Raw genomic sequence first — 24,554 nt, 5'->3', positions numbered from 1 at the left:
TAATAAGCAATACTGAGTAGTGTTGTTTCTCAAAATATTTTCAGTAGACAATAGGTAATAGCGGATTTTAGAAAAAATTTGAAAATCAGTTGACATCTATCGCTACTTAGTCATACAATGTAGATGTAATAAGTGATACTGAATAGTATGAATTCAAAAAAACTACTCAGTAAAAAATTCGCCTTAGTACTCTGTAATACTGAATATAAGTCAGACAGAATAGGGGGTAAAGGAGGATCAGGACATGGAAAATTTAACTGAAATGCTGAAAGGTTCACTGGAAGGGTGTGTACTGGAAATCATTAGTCGCCGTGAAACGTATGGCTATGAGATTACCCGCCACCTGAATGATCTTGGGTTTACCGAAGTTGTGGAAGGTACGGTGTATACCATCCTTGTACGATTAGAGAAGAAAAAGCTTGTGAATATTGAAAAGAAACCATCAGATATGGGACCGCCTCGTAAGTTTTATTCATTAAATGAAGAAGGCCGCCAGGAGCTTGAATTGTTTTGGGAAAAATGGGATTTTGTATCGTCAAAAATTAACGTCTTGAAGTCAAAATAGGTTCATAAGATAAAATGTTCCGGCCGATACTTTGGGAATTTCTTGTTCGGTTTTAGAAAAAAGGAGGAAAATAAGATGTTAGAAATGTTTAAAAAGTTAATTGGTGATAAAAAAGAGTACAAAATGATGATGGCACGAGTTGAGGCTCTGCCAGAGGACTATCAGTTTGTATTTAAGAAAATTCAAAACTACATGTGGAATTTCTCAGCAGGTAACGGTATGGATATGTTACACATACAGTATGAATTAATCGATTTGTTTGAAGCTGGTGCAGTGGAAGGAAGACAAGTGCTTGACATTACTGGGGATGACGTGGCTTCCTTTGCTGACGAACTAGTGGCAAATGCTAAAACTTACGTCTCCAAGTATCGTGAAGATTTGAATGAAAGTATTATGAAGAAATTGAGAAAAAAATAAATGCAATAAGTAATACCGACTGATTAGCTGGTTACACAAATGAATTGCCATCATAGCTATTCAGTTATATTTTTAGCTCAGTACTAAGTGATACAGAATATCAGTGGTACTAAATAGATAGAGGTAAATAAATTATCTTCGCAAAATATTTTTATAGGGAGGAAAAATGTATGAGTCATGCAGCGATTTCTGTAAAAGGCTTGAAAAAATCCTTTAAAGACAAGGAAGTTTTAAAAGGGATAGATTTTGAGGTGCAGCGTGGAGAAATTTTCGCGCTGCTAGGCTCAAATGGAGCGGGAAAGACGACAACGGTCAACATCCTTTCGACGCTAATGAAGCAAGATGGCGGTGAAGTAAGTATTTGCGGATTTGATGTACAGCGTCAACCAAATCATGTACGTCAAAGTATCAGTTTGACAGGGCAGTTCGCAGCTTTAGACGGTATGCTGACTGGGAGGGAAAACTTGATAATGATAGCTAGGCTACGTGGTGTTTCCAATCCCGCTCAAGTTGCTGACAATCTACTTGCAAGATTTAGCCTGACTGATGCGGCAAACCAAAGGGCAGATCAGTATTCAGGCGGGATGAAGCGCCGGCTTGATATCGCGATGAGTTTGATTGGGGCGCCAGCAGTTATTTTTCTTGACGAACCAACGACTGGACTCGATCCTGAAGTGCGAATTGAAGTGTGGGATACAGTCAAGGAACTTGCTGATAGTGGTACAACTATTTTGCTTACGACTCAGTACTTGGAGGAAGCAGAACAACTGGCAGACCGTATCGCTATTTTGCATGGCGGAAAAATTATTACGACAGGTACTCTTGCTGAACTAAAAGAGATGTTCCCACCGGCAAAAGTGGAGTATATCGAGAAGCAACCGACATTGGAAGAAATATTCCTTGCGATCATTGGCAAAAAGGAGGAGATGTAAATGAAAAGTAAAACAGGTGTATTACTAGGTCGTTTAATGCGTAACATTATGCGCAGCCCGGATACAATTATTACAGTAGCGATTACACCGATTATGATGATGCTATTATTTGTCTACGTGTTTGGAGGCGCAATAAAAACTGGAACGGAAAACTACGTTAATTATTTATTGCCGGGAATTTTGCTAATGGCTATCGCATCCGGTGTAGCTTACACTTCTGTGCGACTCTTTACGGATGTAAAGAGTGGGCTGATGGCACGTTTCATTACGATGCCTATTAAGCGCTCGTCGATATTGTGGGCTCACGTTTTAACCTCTCTTATTGCTAATGTACTTACTATCGTGGTGGTTATTCTTGTTGCACTCTTAATGGGTTTCCGTTCCAGTGCTAATATTCTAGATTGGCTCGCGGTAGCTGGGATACTTGGGATGTTTACGCTGGCGCTAACATGGCTAGCTATCATTCCAGGATTGAAAACGAGGTCTATGGAAGGGGCGACTGCTTACTCGTACCCGCTAGTTTTTCTTCCATTTATTAGTTCGGCCTTTGTGCCTACCGAAACGATGCCAAAAATTGTTCGTGCGTTTGCAGAGAATCAGCCTGTAACTTCAATCGTGAATGCGATTCGTGCTCTTTTATATGAAGGAACTGTTGGAAACGATATTTGGATTGCGCTCGCTTGGTGCATAGGTATAATGGTCATCTCTTACTTTTTCGCCAGTAAAGCATTTAAACGTCAGTTAGGGTAAGAAACGAGATAAACGAAACCTTCAGGAATAATATATATTTAGAAAAGCACGGGAGATTTTCCGTGCTTTTATTATTTATCATGCTCTCATTGTAGTAAATGAAATGGTATTTAAAAATAGAATAATTGTCCAGTGATAAAGCTTAATATTTGAGGCTCACTGCTTATGGAATGTATAAGCACACTCGTTTTTGTAAATCTGCTAATACTTCATCGGGTATTTCTTTGATTTTAATATCCTTCCCTAGAAAAAGCAGCCAATTTATTATTTCCGTCACTTCATCGGGATTGTTAACATTAATAAAAGTTTTTAAAATGGCTGTGGATTGGTAAGGATTAGTATAAGATATTGAAATTTTTAAAGGATGGTATTTTTTGAACTGGGCAATTGCTGTGGGACCAAGTTCAAGTACAAGGTTAATTGCTTCAGCCTTCTTACTTAGTTTTTCTAAAATCTTTTTCTTATTGAGCCTTTTATTCGTCGTGTATGGTTCAATATTGATGAGATCATCGACAGGAAACATTAACTTCTTTTCTTCTTTTAAGTCAAATCCTTCAATAATCCAATGGCTTTTTTCTTGATAAAGGTGTAATAGATAAATTGGATAAGACTTAATTTTTTCATCTTCTTTAATGGTAATCAATAAATGGTTATCCAAAAGAAGGATTTGAATGAGTTTTTCTAACATAGGATGGGGGAGATCAGAAAGCTCAAGTAGATCGGGATTATGAGGATTAGTTCCTTGGAACAGCAAGAGTTGATTTAAAAGAACAAGGTCATCCTGCTGGGTTTCTGAGATGAGTCCTAGTAGTTTTTCGGCTAAAGATTGACGACTCTTTAGGTAGGGAAGTTGTTGATTCTTCGTAGCCATAAAGGCAATAAAAAGAGCTTTCACTTCATTATCAGTAAAGCGAACAACGGGCAGTATAGAATTATGCATAACAAAATATCCACCCGTTCTCCCAACTTCAGCGACAAGTGGCATTCCCATAGCTTCAATTTCTCTAATGTCTCTAATAGCTGTCGATCGTGATATGTTAAATTCTCGTATGATTTCAGAAATTGTAAAGTGGGAGCGGTTGTTAATATATCGCATAATTGTATTAATCCGTTCAACTTTTTTCATTTTGGTCTCCTAAACAGTATCATTTTTTGACATGGTTTAAAGATATTATAAACGTATCAGATGAAAAGATAAATCGTTTGATTAATAAAAAAAGAGGCAGGTTTTGTATATGAAAAATTATACTATAGAAGAAAAAGATAGCTTTATTGTGTTAGGTATTGGAACTGAAATTAAGAGTGAGTACACAGACTTTGCTGGAATAAATAAAGAAAAGGAAGACTTTTGGTCGGCTGTTAAAGAGGATGGAAGGCTGGACACTTTAAAAGCTTTAGCGACAAATGAATACATTTTTTCTGTGAGCGAAGCGGTGAATAACAAAATGATGTATTATGCGGGTGTCATGACAGAAGCACAAATAGAAGAAGAATCTAGAGTGATTCAGTTTCCGAGGGGAGAATACTTAGTAGTAAAAGGGGAAGACAAAACAGCTGAAGAGTTAAGTAAAAAGTTGACTGGCATCGCCTTCGGTCAAGCTTTACCAGATGCAAATGAATTTGCTTATGTTGGTGGACCAAATACGACGGTTGAGATGGGGAAAAGAAACGGCTTAGTGTTTGGTGAAATATGGATTCCAGTTGTAAGGAAGTAAAGTGATAAAAGATACGAATATGGAAAGTAGAGGCTAACAATCTTGGATTGTTGGCCTTTTTAACATGAATATAATATTCATGTGCTGCTACACAGTATGTTCTGATAAAATGGAATGAAAGGGAATTACTGTAAGGTGGTGGTGGGGTGAATAAAAAAAGGCTATTTGAGCTATTCATAGTAACGTTTGTTTTTCTATTCCTTCATGTAAGTACATTTACAAATGAGAAGTTTAACGATAAATTGGGTGCTTTTACTTACATTGTTTTATTTCTTATGCTTACTATCAACGCTATATTTATAGAAAGGTATTTTGGTGATATACAAAAGTGGATTCAAAATATTACATGTTGCTTTGCTTTATTCGTAGTGGTTTTAGTAGCTCTATGGATAGGTTATTTTTAGTCCTTACTTAAGAGAATGAGAAATATGTGATTACACTATATTCGATCCGATAATATTACTTAGCTGCATCGGTTTATATTAATTTTTTCTCTCCCCAATCATGATAAAATGTATAATAGGAAATTTTATGTAATATAAAGGGGGAAGGTTTATGGTCAGCTTGAGTACCTTGATAGCTTTTGCAATTGTTTCGCTTAGCATGGTTTGTTCACCTGGGCCTAATATGATTTATCTCATTTCCCGTTCCATTACGCAGGGACGTATGGCGGGATTTATTTCTTTATTGGGCATCATGCTCGGATTTGTAATCTATATAATTGCAACTATGTTTGGACTTACAGTTCTATTCCTTGAGGTTCCCACTGTATATGAAGCAGTAAAGTGGGCAGGTGCTGCTTACTTACTTTGGCTAGCTTGGAATTCGATTAAACCGGGTGCTATATCTATTATGGAACCTCGTACGATTTCTAATGAACCACCACGGAAATTATTTTTAATGGGACTCATGACTAATCTTCTGAATCCAAAGATTGCTATTTTGTATGTATCACTTTTACCTCAATTTGAAGATCCAGAGAAGGGATCGTTGCTTTTTCAAGGTGCAGTTTTGGGCCTTACGCAAATCACTGTTAGCTTTATAGTTAACCTTCTAATTGTATGTACAGCAAGTAAAATTGCGAAATGGTTTGGCACACGTCCAACGTGGCTGCGAGTGCAGCGTTGGCTTATGGCAAGCGTATTGACAGGTCTTGCAGTACGTTTAGCTTTTGAACGTCGACAGTAAGAGTATATAAAAAAATTAAAAATGCTTTTTAATGAAGAAATTAAATTTTATAGTGATGGTACAACAAGTACAGAAGCGAATCCTACCCACGTATATGGAGAAAAAGGAACATATAATGTGGAACTAACAGTGGAAGATAGTAGAGGAAAAGAAAGTAAAGAACAAACAAAAGTTACTGTAAAACAAGAACTGCAAACAGGTGGATCCCTCGAAGAGGAGAAGGACTTCCAATACGCTTGTAAAAGGGAATCTGATTACTCCTGATCAGACAGATGTTTAAACGTTTGATGTTATAGTTCTGAAAGAAGTAGTTATTTCTGTGATAAATGAACAAAATATTGGGATGACATGGGTACTTTATCATGAATCAGACATGTAAAATTACGTAGCTTGTGGTAAAGATGAAGGAAATACTATAAAGGGAAAACTCGTAGCGAAACAAGGAAAATATTATTTGAATGTGTATAAATCCGATGATAAGAATGGTGAATATTCATAAATTATACTTAATATCAGTAATTCATATAATTAGGAGTGGTTTCTATATTTAGAGAAAATACAAAAAGGATACTTCTGTCATTAGTAACAAATCCAATACTAATAATTGTATACGGGATCTTTTGCTATGAGTTGGCCTTATACTGTAAGTACGGAAGAATGAATTATAATATTTACATTTTGTTATTATGTATAGTACTTTTTATATCCATAACTACATTTACTACAATGCGGGTGATAAAAAATAGAGAATATGAATCTAAAAAATTAACAAATTCAATAGCATGGAGATCCATTTCTATTATCATTATTGTTGCAATTACATCATTTTATGGGATGCAGATTTATAAAAGTGCAATAAATTACAATGGTAAATTGGCATGGTTTATAGAAAAGTTAAAACATGAAAGGTCAGTTAAACTTAAACATAATAATATATATAAGTCTGGAGTAGAAGGTATTTTTGAAGATATAAATAAAAAATATCCTTTGCCAAAGAAATTGTATATGGCAACTGATTTTGATCTTACATTTCATTCAGATGGAACAATCACAGCGTTTGATACATTTGTTTATGGGAAAAATGTTGATGGGAAAGAAGAAACTTATTTAATCTCTTATAATAAGAAGAAATCAGAAGATATTACTATAATACGAGACGGATACGCAAAGCCTGATTATAATGATGATAAATTAGTAGAACCTTTAATTAAAACGGTTAAGGCGATTCCAGTTAAGAAAACGGTTAGAAAATGGAATGAAAGTAAGTATGGGTTGATTTATTATGGGAAAAGAAATTGGGGATCCAATACAGAGGGAATTATTAATATTACTGAGGATGGTAAGGGGCAGAGTCTTAAAGAAGCATCTTCTGATATCATTGGATATACTGTATCTATATTTGTCCCTGGAAAAGAGAAAGAGCTAGTCCCTGCTAGATATAATTTAATAAGTGACGCAAGTTGGAGTAAATCAAAGACGCCTCCAAAAGAAGATATGCTTAAAGAGAAGAAACAACAAGATTTAAAGAATGAAAAAGAACAGTTTTTCCTATCGAAAGAAATTGGTTATAAACTAAATATGACAGATAAAGCATTAGGGAGCGCTTTTTATTCATTAAGCAAGACTAGTGATGAAGGGAAAACATGGGAGGTTATCAATCCAGACCCATTTAATGGGGGGATTGGTAGTGTATCAGGAATCACTTTTATAAATGATAAACTTGGGTTTTTAGGAGCAATTAGGCCTTCTGGTAATGAAGGAGAGTTATATCGTACAGATGATGGGGGAGTATCTTTCAAAAAGGTAGAATATCCGCCGCATGAAGTGAAATTAGATCATACACAGTCCACAATAAGTCCTTTTGATTCACCTAGTATGCCATATGAGAAAGATGGGGTTTTTAATATGTTAGTTGGACAAGGGGCAGATGGAGACTACAATGGCGATAGTAGTGCACTTTATCAATCAAAAGATAACGGAGAGACATGGGAATTTGTAGAAGAAGTGAAAAAGAAATAATCAGAATGTTTTTTTAAAAATAAGGTAACTACTCAGCTATACATTTCATGACGGACAGGAAGAATTTACGAGTGAAATAATTAAAGTTCTTTCTCATGCTGGAGATTGGTTAATATGGTCTACTATTCTTGCATCTTCCATCATGTATACTGTTACTTTATATAAGAATCATCCAGATATCAGAAAAATTATACATGCTCGTTTTGAAGAAATAAAGCAACGAATAAAATATTAATGTAACTAATAAAAAACGTTATTCTTTCTAGTAATTTTGCTTATTTAGAAAGAATAACGTTTTTGTTTTTTAATACTCAAGTAATAGTTTACCTGCAGTTCCTATCATATAATTTATTGAATTTTAATATACGTTATGTATAACAGATATTTACCTTATAAAATAAGGGGGAATATTATGACTGAGACAAACGAATCTTTAGGAGTTAATTTGAAAAAAGATGTGAAGTTTTCTATTATAATTCCTGCACACAATGAAGAAAAGTACATTAGAAAATGTTTAGATTCAATTGCAAAGGCATCAGAGGCATATAAAGAGCAAACGGAAGTTATAGTTGTTTTAAATCGTTGCACAGATAAAACAGAGGAAATAGCAAAATCTTATAATTGTATTATATTGAAAAATAACGATAAAAACTTATCTAAAATTCGAAATGCAGGGGCTAAAATAGCCAGTGGAGAAATAATCGTTACTATAGACGCTGATACGATAATGACAGAGTCTATGTTGTCTAATGTAGATAAATATTTAGCTTCAGGTAAATACATTGGTGGTGGGGTGAATGGGAAGTTTGAAAGAATATCTTTAGGAATATTTCTCTCCGCAATGTTAATCATAATCCCTTTACTTTTTAAGTACGGAGCTATATCTGTAGGGATTTTTTGGTGCTATAGAAAAGACTTTATGGCAATCAATGGATTTAATGAAAACATGCTTATGGCAGAAGATGCAGATTTCGCAAAACGTTTAAAAGAGTGGGGAAAGAAAAATAATAAGAAATTCGGTACTATTAAAAATGGAATGATAACTTCATGCAGAAGATTTGATACATATGGAGACTGGACTTTATTTAAAAATCCAAAAGTAATTTTAGCTTATCTAAAAGGAAATGATAGAAAATACGCAGATAAGACATATTATGATAACCAAGAAAGATAAAAGTGGAGAAAAGCGGCAGAGGATAGCTAGTACTTTTTTTAGATATGATGAGAATCCAACTTAATTTAATAGATACTATAAGAAAACCATCAATTTGATTACCCTTTTTCAAATTGATGGTTTTTATTTTTGAAATAAATATGTATTTTTTTATAAAAATATTTTTTGACCCCCATAAAACTTTGTACTCCTCCGAATATGTATAGTGGAAAAAATAAATAGAAGAAAAATGACTATGAAAGAATATAGAAGTATTAATAAAATTACTAGATTAAGTGGGCATCCAAAGTAAAAGGATGAAATTACCAATTATATAGAAGAGAGTTATTCAAGGATTGCAGATAAAATAGAAAAAGAATAAGCAAAACGAACGGTAGAAAATAAGAAAGTAGATAAAAATACAAACTTAACTTTAGTGCCGAGAGAAAAGGAAAAATCATTAAGAAAACGTTAGACTCTAAAAATATAACTAACAGCAAGAAAACAAGACCGAAGAAAAGTACCAAGAAAATCTGGTTAAATGGTCACTTGTGTAGTGACCATTTTGCTATTTGAAGGAGGCTGGGAGATTACAAGTGTTGAGTTTAGTAATGAAGATCTTAAGAAAACCGAAAATAGAAGATATCGTATGTAACATATAAAACAACGAAGAAGATAAAGAAGCATTTATCGTACAGTATCAGCCTTTTATTAGAAAATCAATCTCATCTGTCTGCCGCCGATATATTACAGAACAGGATGATGAATATAGCATTGGATTGTTTGCGTTTAACGAAGCAATTGAACAGTATTCCTATACAAAAGGAAAATCCTTTTTAGCGTTTGCTGATCTTCTTATAAAAAGAGATGTAATTGACTATATACGTAAGGAGTCTAAACATAACTTTGTCTTTTTAAAAGAAGATGAGCAAGAGGAAATGTTAGAAATGCAAGTGTCGCTTACGGAGTATATGAAAGAGATGGAAAATAGTAACCGTAAGGAGGAAATTCTTCATTTTCAAAGTGTGCTAGCTGAGTTTAAAATCACATTCTCAGAGCTTGCTAAAGAATCTCCTAAGCATCGTGATACGCGTGAGCACTTAATAGAAATTGTGAAAATTATTATAAAAGAAGAGGAAATGATGGAAGAGCTGTTCCGAAAGAAAAAGTTACCACTTAAACATATTGAACCGCGTGTTAGGGTAAGTCGCAAAACATTGGAGCGTCATAGAAAATATATCATTGCAATGTGTATTATCTTTGCAAACAACTATACATACATTCTTGATTATATAAAGGGGGGAAAGCATGATGAATAAAGGAATTGTGATGGATATAAAAAAGCATAGCGTAGTTGTTTTAACACCAAATGGAGAGTTTATTACGTGTAAAAGAAAAGGGGATTCTTGCATAATCGGGGAGGAAATCTCATTTGATGAGCAAGAACAAAAAGTATCGTATTTTTCGATCCCTTCCTTTTTAAAGCCTGCATCAATACTTGTTGCTTGTTTTCTATTTGCAGTGCTGTTTTTCTACAACCAACCAGAAGAAAAAGTATTTGCTTACGTCTCAGTTGATATAAATCCAAGTTTAGAGGTGAGCGTAACAAAGGATTTTCGTGTTATAGATTTGCAGGCTTGTAATGATGATGGAAGGCGTATTTTAAAAGAATTGAAGCAATGGGAAAATAAACAATTGCAAGAAGTAATACGTACTATTATAAAGCAAAGTCAAGAGGATAAGTATTTAACGAATGATAAGCAAGTTATGCTAACAGCAGTTGCAAAGGACAAGGCACTAGAACCACTTTTGGAAAAGGAAATGAAAGAATTAAAGAAAGAATATGAGCTAAAACATATTACAGTTGAATATCAAAGTAGCACAATGCAAGTAAGAGAGAATGCTAGAAAAGCTGGAATTGGCACAGGTGTCTATATAAAGCAAGAGAATGAGAAGAACAAATCACTTACGCCTCCTGCCACCCCGTCTAATCCGGTGGAAAACGAAGAAGAGGTGCAATCACAGCCGGAGTCATCTCATGATACATCACTGGATTTGTCTCCTGTAAAAGAAAAAAAATATGAAAAGCAAGAGCAGAAAGAACAAAAGAAAACAGAGGAACAGCCATCCAAGCAAATAAAAGAAAACAATGGAAGAGGATCTCAGCAAGAAAATAGAGGGAATCAACAAGAGAATAACAGTAGAGAAGCTCAACAAGGAAATAATGGGAATCAGCAAGTGAACAACGGAAGAGGATCTCAACAAGGGAATAATGGAAATGGGCAAGTGAACAACGGAAGAGGATCTCAACAAGGGAATAATGGAAATGGGCAAGGGAACAATGGAAGAAATCCTCAACAAGGAAATAATGGGAATCAGCAAGGGAACAATGGAAGAGGATCCCAGAAAGAAAATGACGGAAACGAGCAAGGGAACAATGGTAGGGGGTCTCAACAAGAAAATAGAGGCCACCAGCAAGGGAATGAAAAGAAGAATCAATAGAATATGGAAGTGAGAGATTCATTTCAAAGCTAAAAGGATTTATTCCGCTATTTGCTGGGCAGCCCGATTGGTGAGGGCTGATGATTAGTGGGGGATGAACAAAACCCCCACTGATTAAAGTTGCACTTTATTATTCTATAGTTTTATTAAGAAGGAGTATGTGAAAAATATAATGGAGAAAAACATTCAACAAGAGAAAGATAAAGAAAAACCCGTTTTTTATGATCCGAAAGGAAGGAGAAACATAGCCTTTATTTGGTTTCTATGTATCTCAATAGTTAGTGTAAGTGTTGTATTTTATTTTTTCTTTCAAAGTATTTTTTCAACACCAGAAATTCCAAATATGAATACCGCTGTACAACAAGATACGAAACTGGTACCAATTAATCAAAAACTTAGTGATCAGCAGTTAAAGGAGGAAGCATTTAACCCAAATACCGAAACGAAGGATAATAAAAATTTGGTGAATCCGCCGAAGGATAGTAAACATCCTAAAGAAGTGTATGGTTTTTATATAAACTGGGATGAAAATAGTACCGCTTCTTTAAAAGAAAATATCGATTCATTAACCACGTTAGTACCAGAATGGTATCATTTAAAAGAAGATTTAACGATTAGAAGTGAGATAAAACCTGAGATTGTAAAACTAGCAAAAAAAAATCATGTGAAGATTATGCCGTTACTTACTAACTATACAGAAAAAGCTTCTGGCCCTGATAGTGAGCTTATCCATAAGTTACTGAATTCGCCGAATGATGTGAAGACGAAATTTATTAATAATTTAGTAAGCGAAGTTAAAAAGAGTCAGTTTTCAGGTATTAATATTGACTTTGAGTCCGTACCTGAAAGTGATAAAGAAAACTTAACAAATTTTATGAAAGAACTTACTACGGCCTTTCATAAACATGATTTGCTCGTCACACAAGATGTTCCAGCTAATGATAAGGCTTTTGATTATAGTGCATTAGGAAAAATAATAGATCGTATGATTGTAATGATGTACGATGAGCACTATGGAGCCGGGGAACCAGGACCAATTGCTTCAAATAAATGGTTCCAACATACATTAAAAGAACTGAATATTACGTCTGATAAACTTATAGTTGCTTTCGGTAACTATGGATACGATTGGGAAGTAAATAGTAAAGAAGCTGCGAAGTCTTTGACTTTCTCAGAAGTTATGGCAATGGCTCATGATTCAAATATAAAAATTCAATGGGATAAGATGAGTGGAAATCCGTATTTTAGATATAAAACAGGAGAGAAAGAACATACTGCTTGGTTCTTAGACGGTGTTACTCTTTATAATCAAGTGAAAATCGCAATGGACAATAATGCAAAGGGGTTTGCGCTATGGAGATTAGGAGCAGAAGATCCTACAATATGGAAAGTTTTAAAAAATCTTATTGAGGTACAAAAAAATCCTAATGTATTACATAGAATCAGTAGTTTAGATGAAGTGAATTATTCTGGACAAGGTGAAATTTTACAGATTGAGAATGAAAGAAAAAATGGATTGAGAGATTTTAAAGTAGGCAAAGATGGTTATATTACAGATGAAGTATATCAATCCTTACCATCTGCATATGAAGTGCAACGATATGGAAAACCAAATGGGAAACAAGTAGTATTAACATTTGATGATGGACCAGACCCGAAATATACGCCAGAAATTTTAGATATATTAAAAGAGAATCAAATAAAAGCTGCTTTTTTTGTACTTGGTGAAAACGCGCAACTAAATACTAGTATTGTAAAAAGAATATACGATGAAGGGCATGAAATTGGCAATCATACTTTCAAGCATCCTAACGTCGCTGATACGTCTTTACTACGAACAAAATTGGAACTTAATACGACGCAACGTTTAATTCAGGAAATAACTGGACATTCTACGGTTTTATTTAGACCGCCATATGAAGCCGATGCTAACCCAGATTCATCAAATGAAATATTGCCTATTTTGCGTGCACAAAATATGAACTATACAATGGTGGCGGAAAAAGTTGATCCTGAAGACTGGGCAACACCATCAACGAATGAATTAGTAAAGCGTGCTCTTACTCCCATTTATAAGGGAGAGGGAAATATTGTTCTTCTCCATGATGCGGGAGGGAATCGTGCCCATACGGTAGAAGCGCTTCCCATTATTATTAAAGAACTTAAAAAAAATGGATATAGTTTTGTAACAATTTCAGATTTAATGAATAAAGAACGAGATGAAATTATGCCTCCTGTTTCTTCTGAGGGGAAGCAATATTTACTTTACAATAAAGCTGTCTTTTCAGGGGCAGGATACTTTAAGCATATATTAACAACTATTTTTTATATTGCTATTGGATTAGGGATTTTTCGATTTTTATTCTTAATTTATTTTGCATGGAAGCAGAAAAGAAAAACGTTATCTCGCTATATTAATTCGTCCTATCAACCTTTTGTTAGTGTTGTCATAGCAGCATATAATGAAGAAAAGGTGATAGCCAAGACAATTCACTCAATTTTGGATAGTAATTATAGAGAATTTGAAGTTATTGTTGTGGATGACGGATCGACAGATGGTACGTCAAAAGTAATGAAAGAAACATTTTATAAACACCCTAAAGTTCGTTTCATTCAGAAAGAAAACGGCGGGAAATCATCGGCAATGAACCTAGGGTTTCAACAATCGCGAGGAGAAATAATTGTCACTTTAGATGCGGATACTATTATTGCGCAAGACGCCATTTCTCTAATGGTTAGACACTTTGAAGATCAGAATGTAGCTGCAGTTTCAGGTAATGTCAAAGTGGGGAATAGACGGAATTTGTTAACTACTTGGCAACATGTTGAGTACATTACAGGGTTTAATTTAGAACGTAGAGCTTTTGATGAGTTAAATTGTATTACAGTAGTTCCAGGAGCTATTGGGGCGTGGCGCAAAAAGAATGTAGTTGAATCTGGATATTTAAGCGAAGATACGTTAGCAGAAGATACGGATCTTACTATTACATTTTTACGTCAAGGGCATAGAATTGTATATGAAGAAAAAGCTCATGCTTTTACGGAATCACCTGAAGATGTGAAAAGTCTCATTAAACAGCGGTATCGTTGGTCATATGGTACACTTCAATGTCTTTGGAAACATCGAAAAGCGTTATGTAATCCAAAGCATAAAACATTAGGATTTATTGCACTGCCTAATATGTGGTTATTCCAATATGTGCTGCAATTCATTGCTCCTTTTGCAGATATATTAATGATTATAGGAATATTTAGTAGTAATCCGCTAAAAGTTTTAGGATTTTATCTTGTATTCTTTTTAATGGATCTTCTCGCTTCTCTGTTCGCATTTAAATTAGAGGAAGAGAACCCAAAACCATTGGCATGGTTAATTTTACAACGTTTTATTTATCGTCAATTTATGACTTATGTTGTCATTAAATCTATATTCTCATCGCTTCGAGGAGTAGCGGTAGGGTGGAATAAACTAAAGAGACTGGGGAGTGTTAAACATTCCACGGAACATAAGGAGGCATCATAAAAGGGCAGACTATCTGCTCTTTTTTTCATTGGTTTTAGTTAGTTGAATGTAGAGGTGTAGTATAAAAACTGCTGCTTCTATAATGAGATTCCTATTCATCATTAATGGTGAGACATTATGTTAAGCTAATCCTTTAGTTTCGGATTAAAGTTTTTTTATATTTTTTTTCAATGACGGACACAAAAACGCATATACCTTCGAATTATATATATGGATAACATAAATATGTATATAAAAGGGGAGAAATAAGATGAAAGAAAAAAAAGAAATGTTTCAAGAAATCGCTGAGGTGTTAAAGGTATTGGCGCATCCAGTTCGTCTATCTTTAGTAAAAATAATGCTTGCAAAAGGTCCTACTAATGTAACAACAATGTATGGGGATTTACAAATGCCTCAAAGTACAATTAGTCAACATTTATCTAAATTAAAAGCTGCTAAAATGGTTACAGGTACTCGGAAAGGATTAGAAATTTATTATGAGGTAACTGACAATCGCACAAAATCAATATTAGCATGTTTAGTTTAAATGATGATTTCTATTTCAAAATAAAAAGCGCTATTCTTTTCTATGATTTTACAGAGAGAATAGCGTTTTTTATTTTTAAGGAGTATCTTTTTATATGCCTATAGAATGGAGTGAAAGGTTTATGGGTTTAAATGTACCTACTATTACCTTAGGTTCTAATGCGTCTAATAATGAAAAAATTCTCGGTTTAGGGGTGCTTCTTTATAGCTTACGTACAATTGAGATTAGAAAAAGTAGAGCGAGCGTTTAATGAGGCTGAAGTAGTGTTTATATGCGAAACTTTATAGAAATCTCATTTTTCTAATTGTATCTTTTTAGATTGATGGATGTGGGGTCACGTCCATCAATCTAAGAAAACAAGTTAGCTAAAAAATGATGAAAATAAACTTTATAGAAATAAAAAATATGAACGTAGAGGATGAAACAAAGTATATAGTGCTTTTTTAGTCATGTAATCTTTTAATCTGATGATCTTTTCCCCATTCAAACAGATTATCCATTATTTGCATTAAAGATTTTCCGTATTCACTTAGTGTGTACTCAACCTTTGGTGGAACTTCTTGATATACGGTACGATAGATAATCCCATCAGCTTCAAGTTGCCGAAGTTGTTGTGTAAGAACCTTTTGTGTAATGTTTGGGATTTCTCGTTTAATTTCATTTGTTCGCATTTTTCCATCCGACAAAATACATAAAATATGAACTTTCCATTTTCCACCGATTACATCGAGTGTTGTTGCAATTGGGCAATTATCATTTTGATTCATATAACACCTCCACAGGTACTTTAAGGTTCCTATAGCACTTTAAAGTACGTACTTTTCAATTATATGTGACTCATTCATACTAATACGTAAAGGGTTGAATAATTTATAAAGGGGATGAAAAAAGATGAAAACACTTGTAATTGTAGCACATCCTGATATTGAAAAATCAAAAATTAATAAAAGATGGATTGAAGAACTTGAGAAATATTCGGATGAAATTACGGTGCATGAATTGTATAAAGTGGCACCGAATTGGGAGTTTAATATTGAAGAAGAGCAAAAGTTATTAGTAGAACATGACAGATATATATTTCAATTTCCGCTTTACTGGTACAGCTCACCACCATTATTAAAAAAATGGTTCGATGATGTATTAACATATGGATTTGCATACGGATCTAAAGGAGATAAAGTGAAGGGGAAAGAATTTGGTGTAGCTATTTCTATAGGTGGATTAGAAAAAGACTATGAAAATAGTAGAATTACAATGGATGAGTTGACGAAACCATTCCAAGCTACATGCTTATACACAGGTATGGAATTTATACCTTCCTTTTATTTATATGGTGCAGAATATAAACTAAGTGATGAAGAGATTGATAAAAGTGCACCTGAGTATGTGCAATATGTGATGAACAAGAAGTATTCTAATATATAATGGGAAATATCCATTTACTTGTAAAGTAAATGGATATTTTATATTCTTCTTATATTCACTAAGTGTAATCTTTAGTAAATTAATAGTTAATCTGGTAAAATAAAAAACCTAACATATATAAAGGGGAGTTTTACTTGAGAACGATGCGACAATTATTACAAAAGAGAGCAATGCAATCACCAAATTTGGAAGCGCTTGTAGGGGGGAAGAAAAGATATTCGTTTCAGCAATATAATGAACGAGTAAATCAGTTTGCACATTATTTGTTATATAATGGTGTGCAAAGAGGAGATCGTATAGGAATACTATGCAAAAATAATCACCCATTTCCAAGCGTTATGATGGCAAGTTTAAAAATTGGAGCGGTATTTATTCCGCTAAATCATCAGCTGACTGTTTATGAATTAGAAACGATTGTAAAAGAAGCGAAATTAAAAGTGTTAGTTATTGATGAAGAATTTAATGAAGTGTTATTAAAGGTTGATGCTGTTAAAGAAATTCCTTATGTAATTCAAACAACAAAAGAAGACTTTGGTTCATTTGAATTAGAGTTGCAAAAACAGCCAACGACAGAACCGAACGTAGAAGTTCATGAAGAAGACGATGCCATTTACTTGTTTACATCAGAAACGACTGGACAGGCAAAAGCATGTGTAATTGGACATAAAAACTTACATCATTATTTTGCTGAAATTGCGGGACAAAGAGAAATCCCAGCAGGTGAACGCTTTTTATCTGTGCATCCATTGTTTCATATGAGTGGCGTGCTTTCTATTTTAAATTGTATTTATCATGGCGTTACGATGATCTTCTTAGCTGATTCGAATCCTGCTCTTATTTGGGATAAGATTGAAGAAGAGAAAATTACTACGATGCTTGCTTTCCCAGCCGTTTATAGTTACATGCTTGATGAACTAAATAAAAAAGAACGTAACATTTCAACCTTTAAAGTAGCACAAAGCGGTGGTACAAAAGTGCCAGAAACACTCATTCAAAAATATATGGAAAAAGGCATATATATGGTGCAAGGCTATGGTAGTACAGAAGGTTGGGTTGTAACCTCATGGCATCCAATGATGGGAAAAGAAAAGATGTCTTCTGTAGGAAAGACCTTGAAAAATGTAGAGGTGAAAATTGTTCACCCAGAAACAGGACATGAACTAACAACAAATGAAGTTGGAGAGATTCATGTGAAAAGTCCATACATGTTTAAAGGATATTGGAATAATGAAAAGGCGACAAAGAAGGTAGTAAAAGATAACTGGTTTAACATGGGTGATGCTGGCATGATAGATGATGATGGATTCCTGCATATTATGGGAAGATATAAAGACGTTATTATACGCGGTGGTGACAATGTATATCCAGATCAAGTAGAAGATGTTATTCATGAAATACATGGTGTTTTAGAAGTTGCAGTAGTTGGAGTTCCAGATGACTTTTGGGGAGAGGTTCCAAGAGCTTACATTGTGAAGGATGGCGAAATAACATTAACAGAAGAAAGTATTATTCAGTATTGTAAGGAGAAGTTAGCAAGTTACAAAATTCCAGAAGTGGTATTCATAGATGAGTTACCGAAAAACGCTTTAGGGAAAGTGTTGAAGAGGGAATTACGAGATGCTGTTCTTGTGAAATAGAAAATTATGAAATAATGGAGAACCCAGTTATGTATAAAGCATGACTGGGTTTTTATGTATCAAAAACATAATAATTTACTAGATTTTGTATTTTGTGTAAGATAATAAAGAATATTCAATTAATAATTTGAGGGATGAAATTAAATGAAGCTAGAAGTAGAGACGGATAGACTCATTATACGTCCATTTCAAAAAGCTGATTATGAAAGTTGGTTAGATGGATTTTCTTATTGATTATAAAAATAAAGAAATGGACAAATAAGGGGAAAAGAAAATGAAGACTATAAATGTATTTCATTACGACGCATTTACGAATAAACCAAATAAGGGAAATCCAGCAGGTATTGTATTAGAAGCAGATGGATTAACGGAAGAGGAAATGCAAATTATTGCTGAAAAGGTTGGATATAACGAAACAACTTTTGTTCTTTCCTCAGAAGTAGGAGATATAAGAATGCGCTATTTTACCCCTGGTTTTGAAATGGATTTATGTGGTCATGGGACAGTAGGAACGATATATGCCTTGCGCGAAAAAGGTTTATTAGAAGAGAAAAGTAACCTTATGATTGAAACGAAGGCTGGGATTTTACCGATACAAATAGGTGTAAAAGAAAATGGAGAAACCTTTATTAAAATGAGGCAGGCAGCACCTCAGTTTAAAGAATTTACGGGTTCAAAAGAAGAATTAGCTCATAGTATCGGTTTAGAAGTAAATGATTTAGATGTAAGTTTACCGATTGTATATGGAAGTACTGGTAATTGGACAGTAATTGTACCGATTAAAAATCTAGATGCGTGTGAGAGAATGAAGCCTAACAATGAGATGTTTCCATCAGTATTAAAAGAAATACCTAACGCTTCTATTCACCCAATTTGTCTAGATACTTATGATGAACTAGCACAAATGCATGGACGTCATTTCTCATCGGCTTATGCTGGAACGATAGAAGATCCAGTGACAGGAACAGCTTCAGGTGTAATGGGGGCGTATTATGCGATGTATTTGGAAAAAGATTTTGACCATGAAATGGAGTTAATTGTTGAACAAGGACAGGAAATACATAAAGATGGTCGTGTAACGGTGTATGTAACGAAAGTTGAAGGGGATGCGAATTTACAAATTGATATTGCTGGAACAGCGGTGTATGTGAAAGAATTTGAAGTTTCAATATAAAAAAGAAAGCCCGGCATACATCCGGACTTTCATTATCTGTTCAATACTTCAATATACGAAGCATTTCCAGTTGTTCTTAAAGCAGAGCGAAAATTGTTATTTTCTAGCGTTTTAGCGACTTGTTGTAACTGCTGTGCATCATCATGATGGATAAGTAAGCTGTCAGCACCGCTTTCTTCTATATGAATGTGTTCGACATTTCCGATTGCATCATGTACAGCTTTTAAAAATTCAGGTTTCATATTGTCCTCCTATATGTATGTAACGTTGTAATTTAGTATTTCCTTATTTATGAAATATAAAAGTAAATGAAAGGAGAAATAAAAATGAATATAAAGCAGTTTAATGAACATATAACATCACTATTTGGAGAGCATCTTCATAAATATGGCGATGATGAATATGGTTTTACTTATATAAGTAAAGATGAATTTCACAAAATCGGTTACACAACAAATTTAACGTTAGAAACTATTGAAGAAGCGTATCGAAATGGAGTTGATATGATAGTTACACATCATGCGCCGTGGAGTTTTTTATTTGGTATGGAAGAGGCTTGTATTGAGAAATTGAAGCAATATGAAATGAATCATTTTTGGATTCATTTACCGTTAGATTTTGTAAAGTTTGGCACGTGTACATCGTTATTTAACGAAATTGGGATAGATACAATACTGGAATATTCAACCTATGAGGAAGAAGAACTACCGGGAATAGGAGAATATAAAGAAGCGATTCCTTTTTCAAACTTAGTTGGAAAACTTGAAGAAAAAATGGAAGAGAAAGTGAAGAGCTGGAGAAATCACGATAAACCAGTAAAACGGATTGCAATCTTAACCGGTGCAGGAAATAATACAAATTTGATTGAACGTGCATTAGAAAAAGGATGTGACACGTACATAACAGGTGAAAAAACATTATATACAGTGCAACATGCGAAATTTAAAGGAATTAATTTAATTGTAGGTAGTCATACGTTTACAGAAGTGTTTGGTATAGAAAGTTTGGCTCATAAATTACAAGACAGAGACCCTGCAATAGAAATTATTAGAGTATATGAAGAGCATTTAGAGTGATAAAATCACGTTATCATAAATGGAATATTGAAGAAAGTCATTGTAATAAAATAAAGTTGTTGTTTGTTATATCAGGGCGATTGAAAGGATTTTACTTTTGTTTGTCAAATAATAGTAAAGTTGTCTTTTGAATTAAGGAAATATTCGGAGTTGAAGGGTGAGAGAATGGACATTTCAATAATCACTGCACAACTAGTTAAGGAAAAAGTTATTTCACATTATCCAAATAGCGTAAAAGCATTAAACGGGGGAACGACAAGTACTATATATTTGTTAGATGAACAATACGTTATAAAGTTGAATGAATCGGATGTCATACGTGAAGAAGCTTATTTTCTTCAGTTTTATAAAAAGGACGAATTATTTCCAAAGCTTTTATATAAGGAACCTTTAAATCGCTATATTGTTTACTCATTCCTTGAGGGCACAACTTCTTGCAAACTAGGCCATAAACGGAGTGTTCTTAGTAAACTTGTAAAGGAAGTTATCAATAAGTATGAAGTAGCTACAGAGGTTGATGGCTGGGGATGGAAAGAAAGCCCAGTTCAATCTTGGAATGAATTTTTAACGACAAATGTGATGGAAGCTCATGAAAATGTAAGACGTTATATAAGTGAGGAAGAGTATAGAACGGTTTTTAAGTTAGCAAATAGTCCAAGTAGGGGGACTGGAATAAATGAGCCATTTTTATTGCATGGTGATCTTGGATTTCATAATTTTATATTTCAAGAGAATAAACTGCACGGTGTAATTGATCCTTTACCAGTGTTAGGAGATCCTATATATGATTTAATTTATGCGTTCTGTTCAACTCCGGAAGATTTAACAAAAGAAACGATTGGTTATGCGATGAAACAATGTGTATTTTATAAAAAAGACCGTGATTTATATGAAGAAATAGTCATAGGATTATATTTGCGTATAGATACATGTTTACGGCACCACCCGAAAGATTTAGAAGATTATTTAGCAGCTTGGCGTTATTGGATGGGTGAGGTTGAGGTGACTTTTTAGTACAAATATTTTGGGGGAGATAGTGAGATGAATGTTGCAGAAGCGAAAAAGGATTTACTGTAATTCCATTATCGGTTACAGTTGCCTATTTACTTACTTTTATAAGTTTATTAATTGAAAATAAAAAAGTAGATTATTATCAACAAAAATCAGCTTAATAAAAATATAGGGATAGGGGGAATTATGATGAAAAATTTCGTTTGTACAACGTGCGGTGTGCAGTATGCAGCGAGTGTAGAGGAACCGGTGAGTTGTCATATTTGTGATGAAGAGAGGCAATATGTGAATCCGAAAGGGCAGTCTTGGACGACTTTAGAAAATTTGCAAACAGATGATACATATAAAAATGAAATAATCAAAGAGGAAAATGGACTTTATAGTATTACGACAAAACCAGGATTTGCGATCGGTCAAACGGCATTTATAGTGAAAACAGAGTCATATCGTTTACTATGGGACTGCATTACGTATTTAGATGAAACGACAATTGCGAAAATAAAAGAGCTTGGTGGATTAGATGCAATTGCATTGTCTCATCCTCATTATTATTCAACGCAAGTAGAATGGGCAGAGACATTTGATGTACCAATTTATATACATGAAGATGATAAAGAATGGGTGATGCGCCCAAGTAGTCGTATTATTTATTGGTCTGGTGGGTCTTTACAATTAGCGGATGGGATTACTGTACATCGTCTTGGAGGACATTTTAGTGGTGGTTCTGTATTGCATTGGGAAGAAGGTAATGATGGAAAAGGGATTTTGTTAACAGGTGATATTATTCAAGTTGTAGCGGATGAGCGGTGGGTAAGTTTTATGTATAGCTATCCAAACTTAATTCCATTACCAGCGAGAAAAGTGGAAGAAATGGTGAACCGAGTGAAGCCGTTACAGTTTAATCGTTTATACAATGCTTTTCATCGAGTAGTAAAAGAAAATGCAAATGAGGCAGTTGAACGTTCTGCTGAAAGATATATAAAAGCAATAGAAGGAAAGTTGTTTCATACGTAAAAGGAGAGTAGCTTAATGAAAACGTTAGTGTGCTTTGGAGATAGTATTACAGCTGATGAAACATTTTTTGATGGAATGCCGAGATTAACACCACGTTTGCAAGAGATGTTTCCGAAGTGGAAAGTAGTGAATGCAGGTGTTCCAGGGGATAATACATTCGATGCGTTACATAGGATTGAAGAAGATGTAATATCATATAAACCAGATTTCGTAACAGTTTTTCTTGGTACGAATGATGCAGTTTCTTTTTCTCAAGTGTCATTACAAGCATATAAAGAAAACTTAGAGAAGATTGTGAACCATATTTCATCAGATAAAGTACTACTGATTAGTCCTGCACCAGTTGATGAAGAAAGACAGCGTAATAGAACAAATAGAGTGCTTGGTCAGTATGCAGACGTGGTGGAGAAAGTGGCGAGGGAAACAGGAAGTTATTTTCTAAACGTATTCGCTGAAATGATTCAAGAACGGGATTATAAAAGATTTGTAGAAAATGGTGAAAAAGATGGATTACACTTTGGACCAGAAGGCTATGAGTATGTAGCGAGGTTAATTGGTGAAAAGTTAAAAGGAATTTTATAAGGAGCAAAGCACTTAGTGTTTTGCTTTTTCTTGGTTTTTTGCAGTCTATAAACTTATTCACCGCTGTAATTTGCACAGATATTTTGTTTTTTTATATGCGTAAAAGGTTAGCTCTGTTTTAAAGTAATATAAATTTATTTTTAAAAATTTATATTTCGTAGTTGAAAATCAATAAAGGTGTAACTATAATAGTTACAGTTAGTTTGTTATTTTGAAATATACACATTGAATTACAAGAATGAAAGGAGTTTTTATGTAAATCAAAAAGTTATAAAAATCTATTAATTTTTATAATAAGATAAAAAGATTTTTGGTTCATACACATTATTAAATATGTTAATTCTAATAGAAAACTAGAGGTGGAAAGATGAAAAATTTTAAAGGTATGTTGGTATCATCACTTGCAATTACAACTTTTGCTGGGGTAGGTACGACATTTGTAACAAATACAGTACATGCTGCCAATAACGATTCTAGTAAAATACAATTTCGTTCTAATAAGAGTATAAACACAACAACTAGCTCGAGATTGCCTGTATTATCAATCAATCCTTATGATGAACCTAGATTTTCGAGACAGGGATATCTTGAAGAGGCACCTTTAGGAATTAATGCTCCTTATGCTTGGGGAATTAAAGGAGGAGATGGTCAAGGAGCAACCTTTGTAGATTTGGAAGAAGGCTGGTTATTAAATCATGAAGATTTAGTCGGTCAAAATATTGAATTTATGTCTGGAAAAATGAGTAATGATCTTTCTCACGGTACTTCAGTTCTAGGTGTTGTTTCTGCAGCTGACAATAGGATTGGGAACATTGGGATTGCACCAAAAGCAAAGGCAAAAGTAATTTCAGTGATCCGAGATAATGGGAGAATCGATGTAAGAGATGCTATTTTAAGTGCCGTAGATTCTTTACAGGCTGGAGATGTTTTATTAATAGAAGAATCCTTTAAATATGATGGATATGGAGATGACCCTTTACCAGTAGAAGTATACCCGAGTATATTTAACGCAATTCGCAAAGGTACAGATAAAGGCATTATTATTGTAGAAGCAGCTGGTAATGGTGGGATTGATTTAGATGAATTTAAAGACCGTAATGGTAAACAGATTTTAAATCGAAATAGTCCAGACTTTAAAGATTCAGGAGCTATTATAGTTGGAGCATCTACTGCAAGAGTTCCTCATAAACGTTTAGGTTTCTCTAACTATGGTAGTAGAATTGATGTATATGGTTGGGGAGAGTATGTTGATACATTAGGTAGGGTAAGTACCCAGCGCCTTATCATATTTCTATGATAGGTTTCCATGTACTCCCCCCCGAACCGTACGTACTTGTCTCCAAGTATA

General features: G+C 34.1%; 23 protein-coding genes and 6 pseudogenes. 26 read left to right on the top strand and 3 right to left on the bottom strand.

Features of this window, described 5'->3' with window-relative positions; genetic code table 11:
- Positions 1-244: 244 nt before the first annotated feature.
- The 4 genes from MR169_RS21085 (at position 245) to MR169_RS21070 (ending at position 2,664) form a co-directional block, all read left to right on the top strand.
- Entirely contained in the window at positions 245-565 is a 321-nt protein-coding gene (locus tag MR169_RS21085) for a PadR family transcriptional regulator (protein ID WP_000429487.1), read from the top strand.
- Positions 566-640: 75 nt separating this feature from the next.
- Entirely contained in the window at positions 641-982 is a 342-nt protein-coding gene (locus MR169_RS21080) for a DUF1048 domain-containing protein (RefSeq protein WP_195755580.1), read from the top strand.
- A 170-nt stretch (positions 983-1,152) separates the two neighbouring features.
- Positions 1,153-1,914: an ABC transporter ATP-binding protein gene (locus tag MR169_RS21075; RefSeq protein WP_242319972.1), complete on the top strand. Its 762-nt coding sequence runs from the start codon at positions 1,153-1,155 to the stop codon at positions 1,912-1,914.
- Positions 1,915-2,664: an ABC transporter permease gene (locus tag MR169_RS21070; RefSeq protein WP_242319971.1), complete on the top strand. Its 750-nt coding sequence runs from the start codon at positions 1,915-1,917 to the stop codon at positions 2,662-2,664.
- Positions 2,665-2,827: 163 nt separating this feature from the next.
- Here MR169_RS21070 and MR169_RS21065 read toward each other — a convergent pair whose 3' ends face one another.
- On the bottom strand, positions 2,828-3,790 hold the full coding sequence (locus MR169_RS21065; protein ID WP_242319970.1) for a helix-turn-helix transcriptional regulator: 963 nt from the start codon (positions 3,788-3,790) through the stop codon (positions 2,828-2,830).
- A gap of 109 nt (positions 3,791-3,899) precedes the next feature.
- Between MR169_RS21065 and MR169_RS21060 the strand changes: the two genes are divergently transcribed.
- The 12 genes and pseudogenes from MR169_RS21060 to MR169_RS21005 all read left to right on the top strand — a co-directional run bounded on the left by MR169_RS21060 (position 3,900) and on the right by MR169_RS21005 (position 15,537).
- Positions 3,900-4,379 (top strand): GyrI-like domain-containing protein, encoded by a 480-nt coding sequence (locus MR169_RS21060; protein WP_242319969.1) that lies wholly within the window; start codon positions 3,900-3,902, stop codon positions 4,377-4,379.
- Between the two features lie 146 nt (positions 4,380-4,525).
- Complete coding sequence (locus MR169_RS21055) at positions 4,526-4,783, top strand: DUF3963 domain-containing protein (RefSeq protein ID WP_086391382.1); 258 nt, start codon at positions 4,526-4,528, stop codon at positions 4,781-4,783.
- A gap of 151 nt (positions 4,784-4,934) precedes the next feature.
- On the top strand, positions 4,935-5,567 hold the full coding sequence (locus tag MR169_RS21050) for a LysE family translocator (RefSeq protein WP_137070308.1): 633 nt from the start codon (positions 4,935-4,937) through the stop codon (positions 5,565-5,567).
- A 24-nt stretch (positions 5,568-5,591) separates the two neighbouring features.
- Positions 5,592-6,066, top strand: a pseudogene (locus MR169_RS28375) (PKD domain-containing protein); the annotation flags it as partial.
- A 35-nt stretch (positions 6,067-6,101) separates the two neighbouring features.
- The gene (locus MR169_RS21040) at positions 6,102-7,586 is read left to right on the top strand and encodes a WD40/YVTN/BNR-like repeat-containing protein (RefSeq protein ID WP_086391383.1); all 1,485 of its coding nucleotides are present in this window, start codon (positions 6,102-6,104) and stop codon (positions 7,584-7,586) included.
- 40 nt (positions 7,587-7,626) lie between these two features.
- A pseudogene (locus MR169_RS21035) lies at positions 7,627-7,821 on the top strand (hypothetical protein); the annotation flags it as partial.
- Between the two features lie 177 nt (positions 7,822-7,998).
- A complete protein-coding gene (locus MR169_RS21030) occupies positions 7,999-8,760 on the top strand; it encodes a glycosyltransferase family 2 protein (RefSeq protein WP_016118353.1) in 762 nt (253 codons plus the stop codon).
- A 575-nt stretch (positions 8,761-9,335) separates the two neighbouring features.
- Positions 9,336-10,058: pseudogene (gene sigI, locus MR169_RS21025) on the top strand (RNA polymerase sigma factor SigI).
- Complete coding sequence (locus MR169_RS21020; protein ID WP_242319968.1) at positions 10,048-11,241, top strand: anti-sigma-I factor RsgI family protein; 1,194 nt, start codon at positions 10,048-10,050, stop codon at positions 11,239-11,241. Before sigI ends, MR169_RS21020 begins: the two are co-directional and overlap by 11 nt.
- A 172-nt stretch (positions 11,242-11,413) precedes the next feature.
- On the top strand, positions 11,414-14,761 hold the full coding sequence (locus MR169_RS21015; RefSeq protein WP_242319981.1) for a trifunctional glycoside hydrolase family 18/polysaccharide deacetylase/glycosyltransferase family 2 protein: 3,348 nt from the start codon (positions 11,414-11,416) through the stop codon (positions 14,759-14,761).
- Positions 14,762-15,011: 250 nt separating this feature from the next.
- Positions 15,012-15,287 (top strand): ArsR/SmtB family transcription factor, encoded by a 276-nt coding sequence (locus MR169_RS21010; RefSeq protein ID WP_000660066.1) that lies wholly within the window; start codon positions 15,012-15,014, stop codon positions 15,285-15,287.
- 94 nt (positions 15,288-15,381) lie between these two features.
- Entirely contained in the window at positions 15,382-15,537 is a 156-nt protein-coding gene (locus tag MR169_RS21005) for a hypothetical protein (RefSeq protein ID WP_001121202.1), read from the top strand.
- Between the two features lie 193 nt (positions 15,538-15,730).
- Here MR169_RS21005 and MR169_RS21000 read toward each other — a convergent pair whose 3' ends face one another.
- A complete protein-coding gene (locus tag MR169_RS21000) occupies positions 15,731-16,054 on the bottom strand; it encodes a winged helix-turn-helix transcriptional regulator (protein ID WP_001072981.1) in 324 nt (107 codons plus the stop codon).
- A 124-nt stretch (positions 16,055-16,178) separates the two neighbouring features.
- Here MR169_RS21000 and MR169_RS20995 point away from each other — a divergent pair, with 124 nt between their 5' ends.
- The 4 genes and pseudogenes from MR169_RS20995 to MR169_RS20980 all read left to right on the top strand — a co-directional run bounded on the left by MR169_RS20995 (position 16,179) and on the right by MR169_RS20980 (position 19,523).
- On the top strand, positions 16,179-16,712 hold the full coding sequence (locus MR169_RS20995; protein WP_000855232.1) for an NAD(P)H-dependent oxidoreductase: 534 nt from the start codon (positions 16,179-16,181) through the stop codon (positions 16,710-16,712).
- A gap of 143 nt (positions 16,713-16,855) precedes the next feature.
- Complete coding sequence (locus MR169_RS20990) at positions 16,856-18,349, top strand: class I adenylate-forming enzyme family protein (RefSeq protein ID WP_242319980.1); 1,494 nt, start codon at positions 16,856-16,858, stop codon at positions 18,347-18,349.
- A gap of 144 nt (positions 18,350-18,493) precedes the next feature.
- Positions 18,494-18,577 (top strand): annotated as a pseudogene (locus MR169_RS20985) (GNAT family N-acetyltransferase); the annotation flags it as partial.
- Between the two features lie 46 nt (positions 18,578-18,623).
- Entirely contained in the window at positions 18,624-19,523 is a 900-nt protein-coding gene (locus tag MR169_RS20980) for a PhzF family phenazine biosynthesis isomerase (protein WP_000849320.1), read from the top strand.
- A gap of 32 nt (positions 19,524-19,555) precedes the next feature.
- On the opposite strand, the gene MR169_RS20975 is transcribed toward MR169_RS20980, so the two are convergent.
- Positions 19,556-19,765 (bottom strand): hypothetical protein, encoded by a 210-nt coding sequence (locus MR169_RS20975; protein ID WP_000801654.1) that lies wholly within the window; start codon positions 19,763-19,765, stop codon positions 19,556-19,558.
- 84 nt (positions 19,766-19,849) lie between these two features.
- Between MR169_RS20975 and MR169_RS20970 the strand changes: the two genes are divergently transcribed.
- The 6 genes and pseudogenes from MR169_RS20970 to MR169_RS20950 all read left to right on the top strand — a co-directional run.
- Positions 19,850-20,599 carry a Nif3-like dinuclear metal center hexameric protein gene (locus tag MR169_RS20970; RefSeq protein ID WP_001022447.1) on the top strand — a complete coding sequence of 250 codons (750 nt, stop codon included), beginning with the start codon at positions 19,850-19,852 and terminating at the stop codon, positions 20,597-20,599.
- Positions 20,600-20,764: 165 nt separating this feature from the next.
- Positions 20,765-21,613 (top strand): aminoglycoside phosphotransferase family protein, encoded by an 849-nt coding sequence (locus tag MR169_RS20965; protein ID WP_000355249.1) that lies wholly within the window; start codon positions 20,765-20,767, stop codon positions 21,611-21,613.
- A gap of 41 nt (positions 21,614-21,654) precedes the next feature.
- Positions 21,655-21,771 (top strand): annotated as a pseudogene (locus tag MR169_RS28520) (DUF7010 family protein); the annotation flags it as partial.
- Positions 21,772-21,796: 25 nt separating this feature from the next.
- Positions 21,797-22,624 (top strand): MBL fold metallo-hydrolase, encoded by an 828-nt coding sequence (locus MR169_RS20960; RefSeq protein ID WP_242319967.1) that lies wholly within the window; start codon positions 21,797-21,799, stop codon positions 22,622-22,624.
- 15 nt (positions 22,625-22,639) lie between these two features.
- Positions 22,640-23,206: an SGNH/GDSL hydrolase family protein gene (locus tag MR169_RS20955; RefSeq protein ID WP_000855198.1), complete on the top strand. Its 567-nt coding sequence runs from the start codon at positions 22,640-22,642 to the stop codon at positions 23,204-23,206.
- 367 nt (positions 23,207-23,573) lie between these two features.
- A pseudogene (locus tag MR169_RS20950) lies at positions 23,574-24,482 on the top strand (S8 family peptidase); the annotation flags it as partial.
- Positions 24,483-24,554: the final 72 nt, after the last annotated feature.

The sequence above is a fragment of the Bacillus cereus group sp. BfR-BA-01349 genome (assembly GCF_022663795.1).
GTDB lineage: Bacteria > Bacillota > Bacilli > Bacillales > Bacillaceae_G > Bacillus_A > Bacillus_A cereus.
Note: the sequence above shows the minus strand (reverse complement) of the source record. Positions and strands in the feature narration are given on the sequence as shown.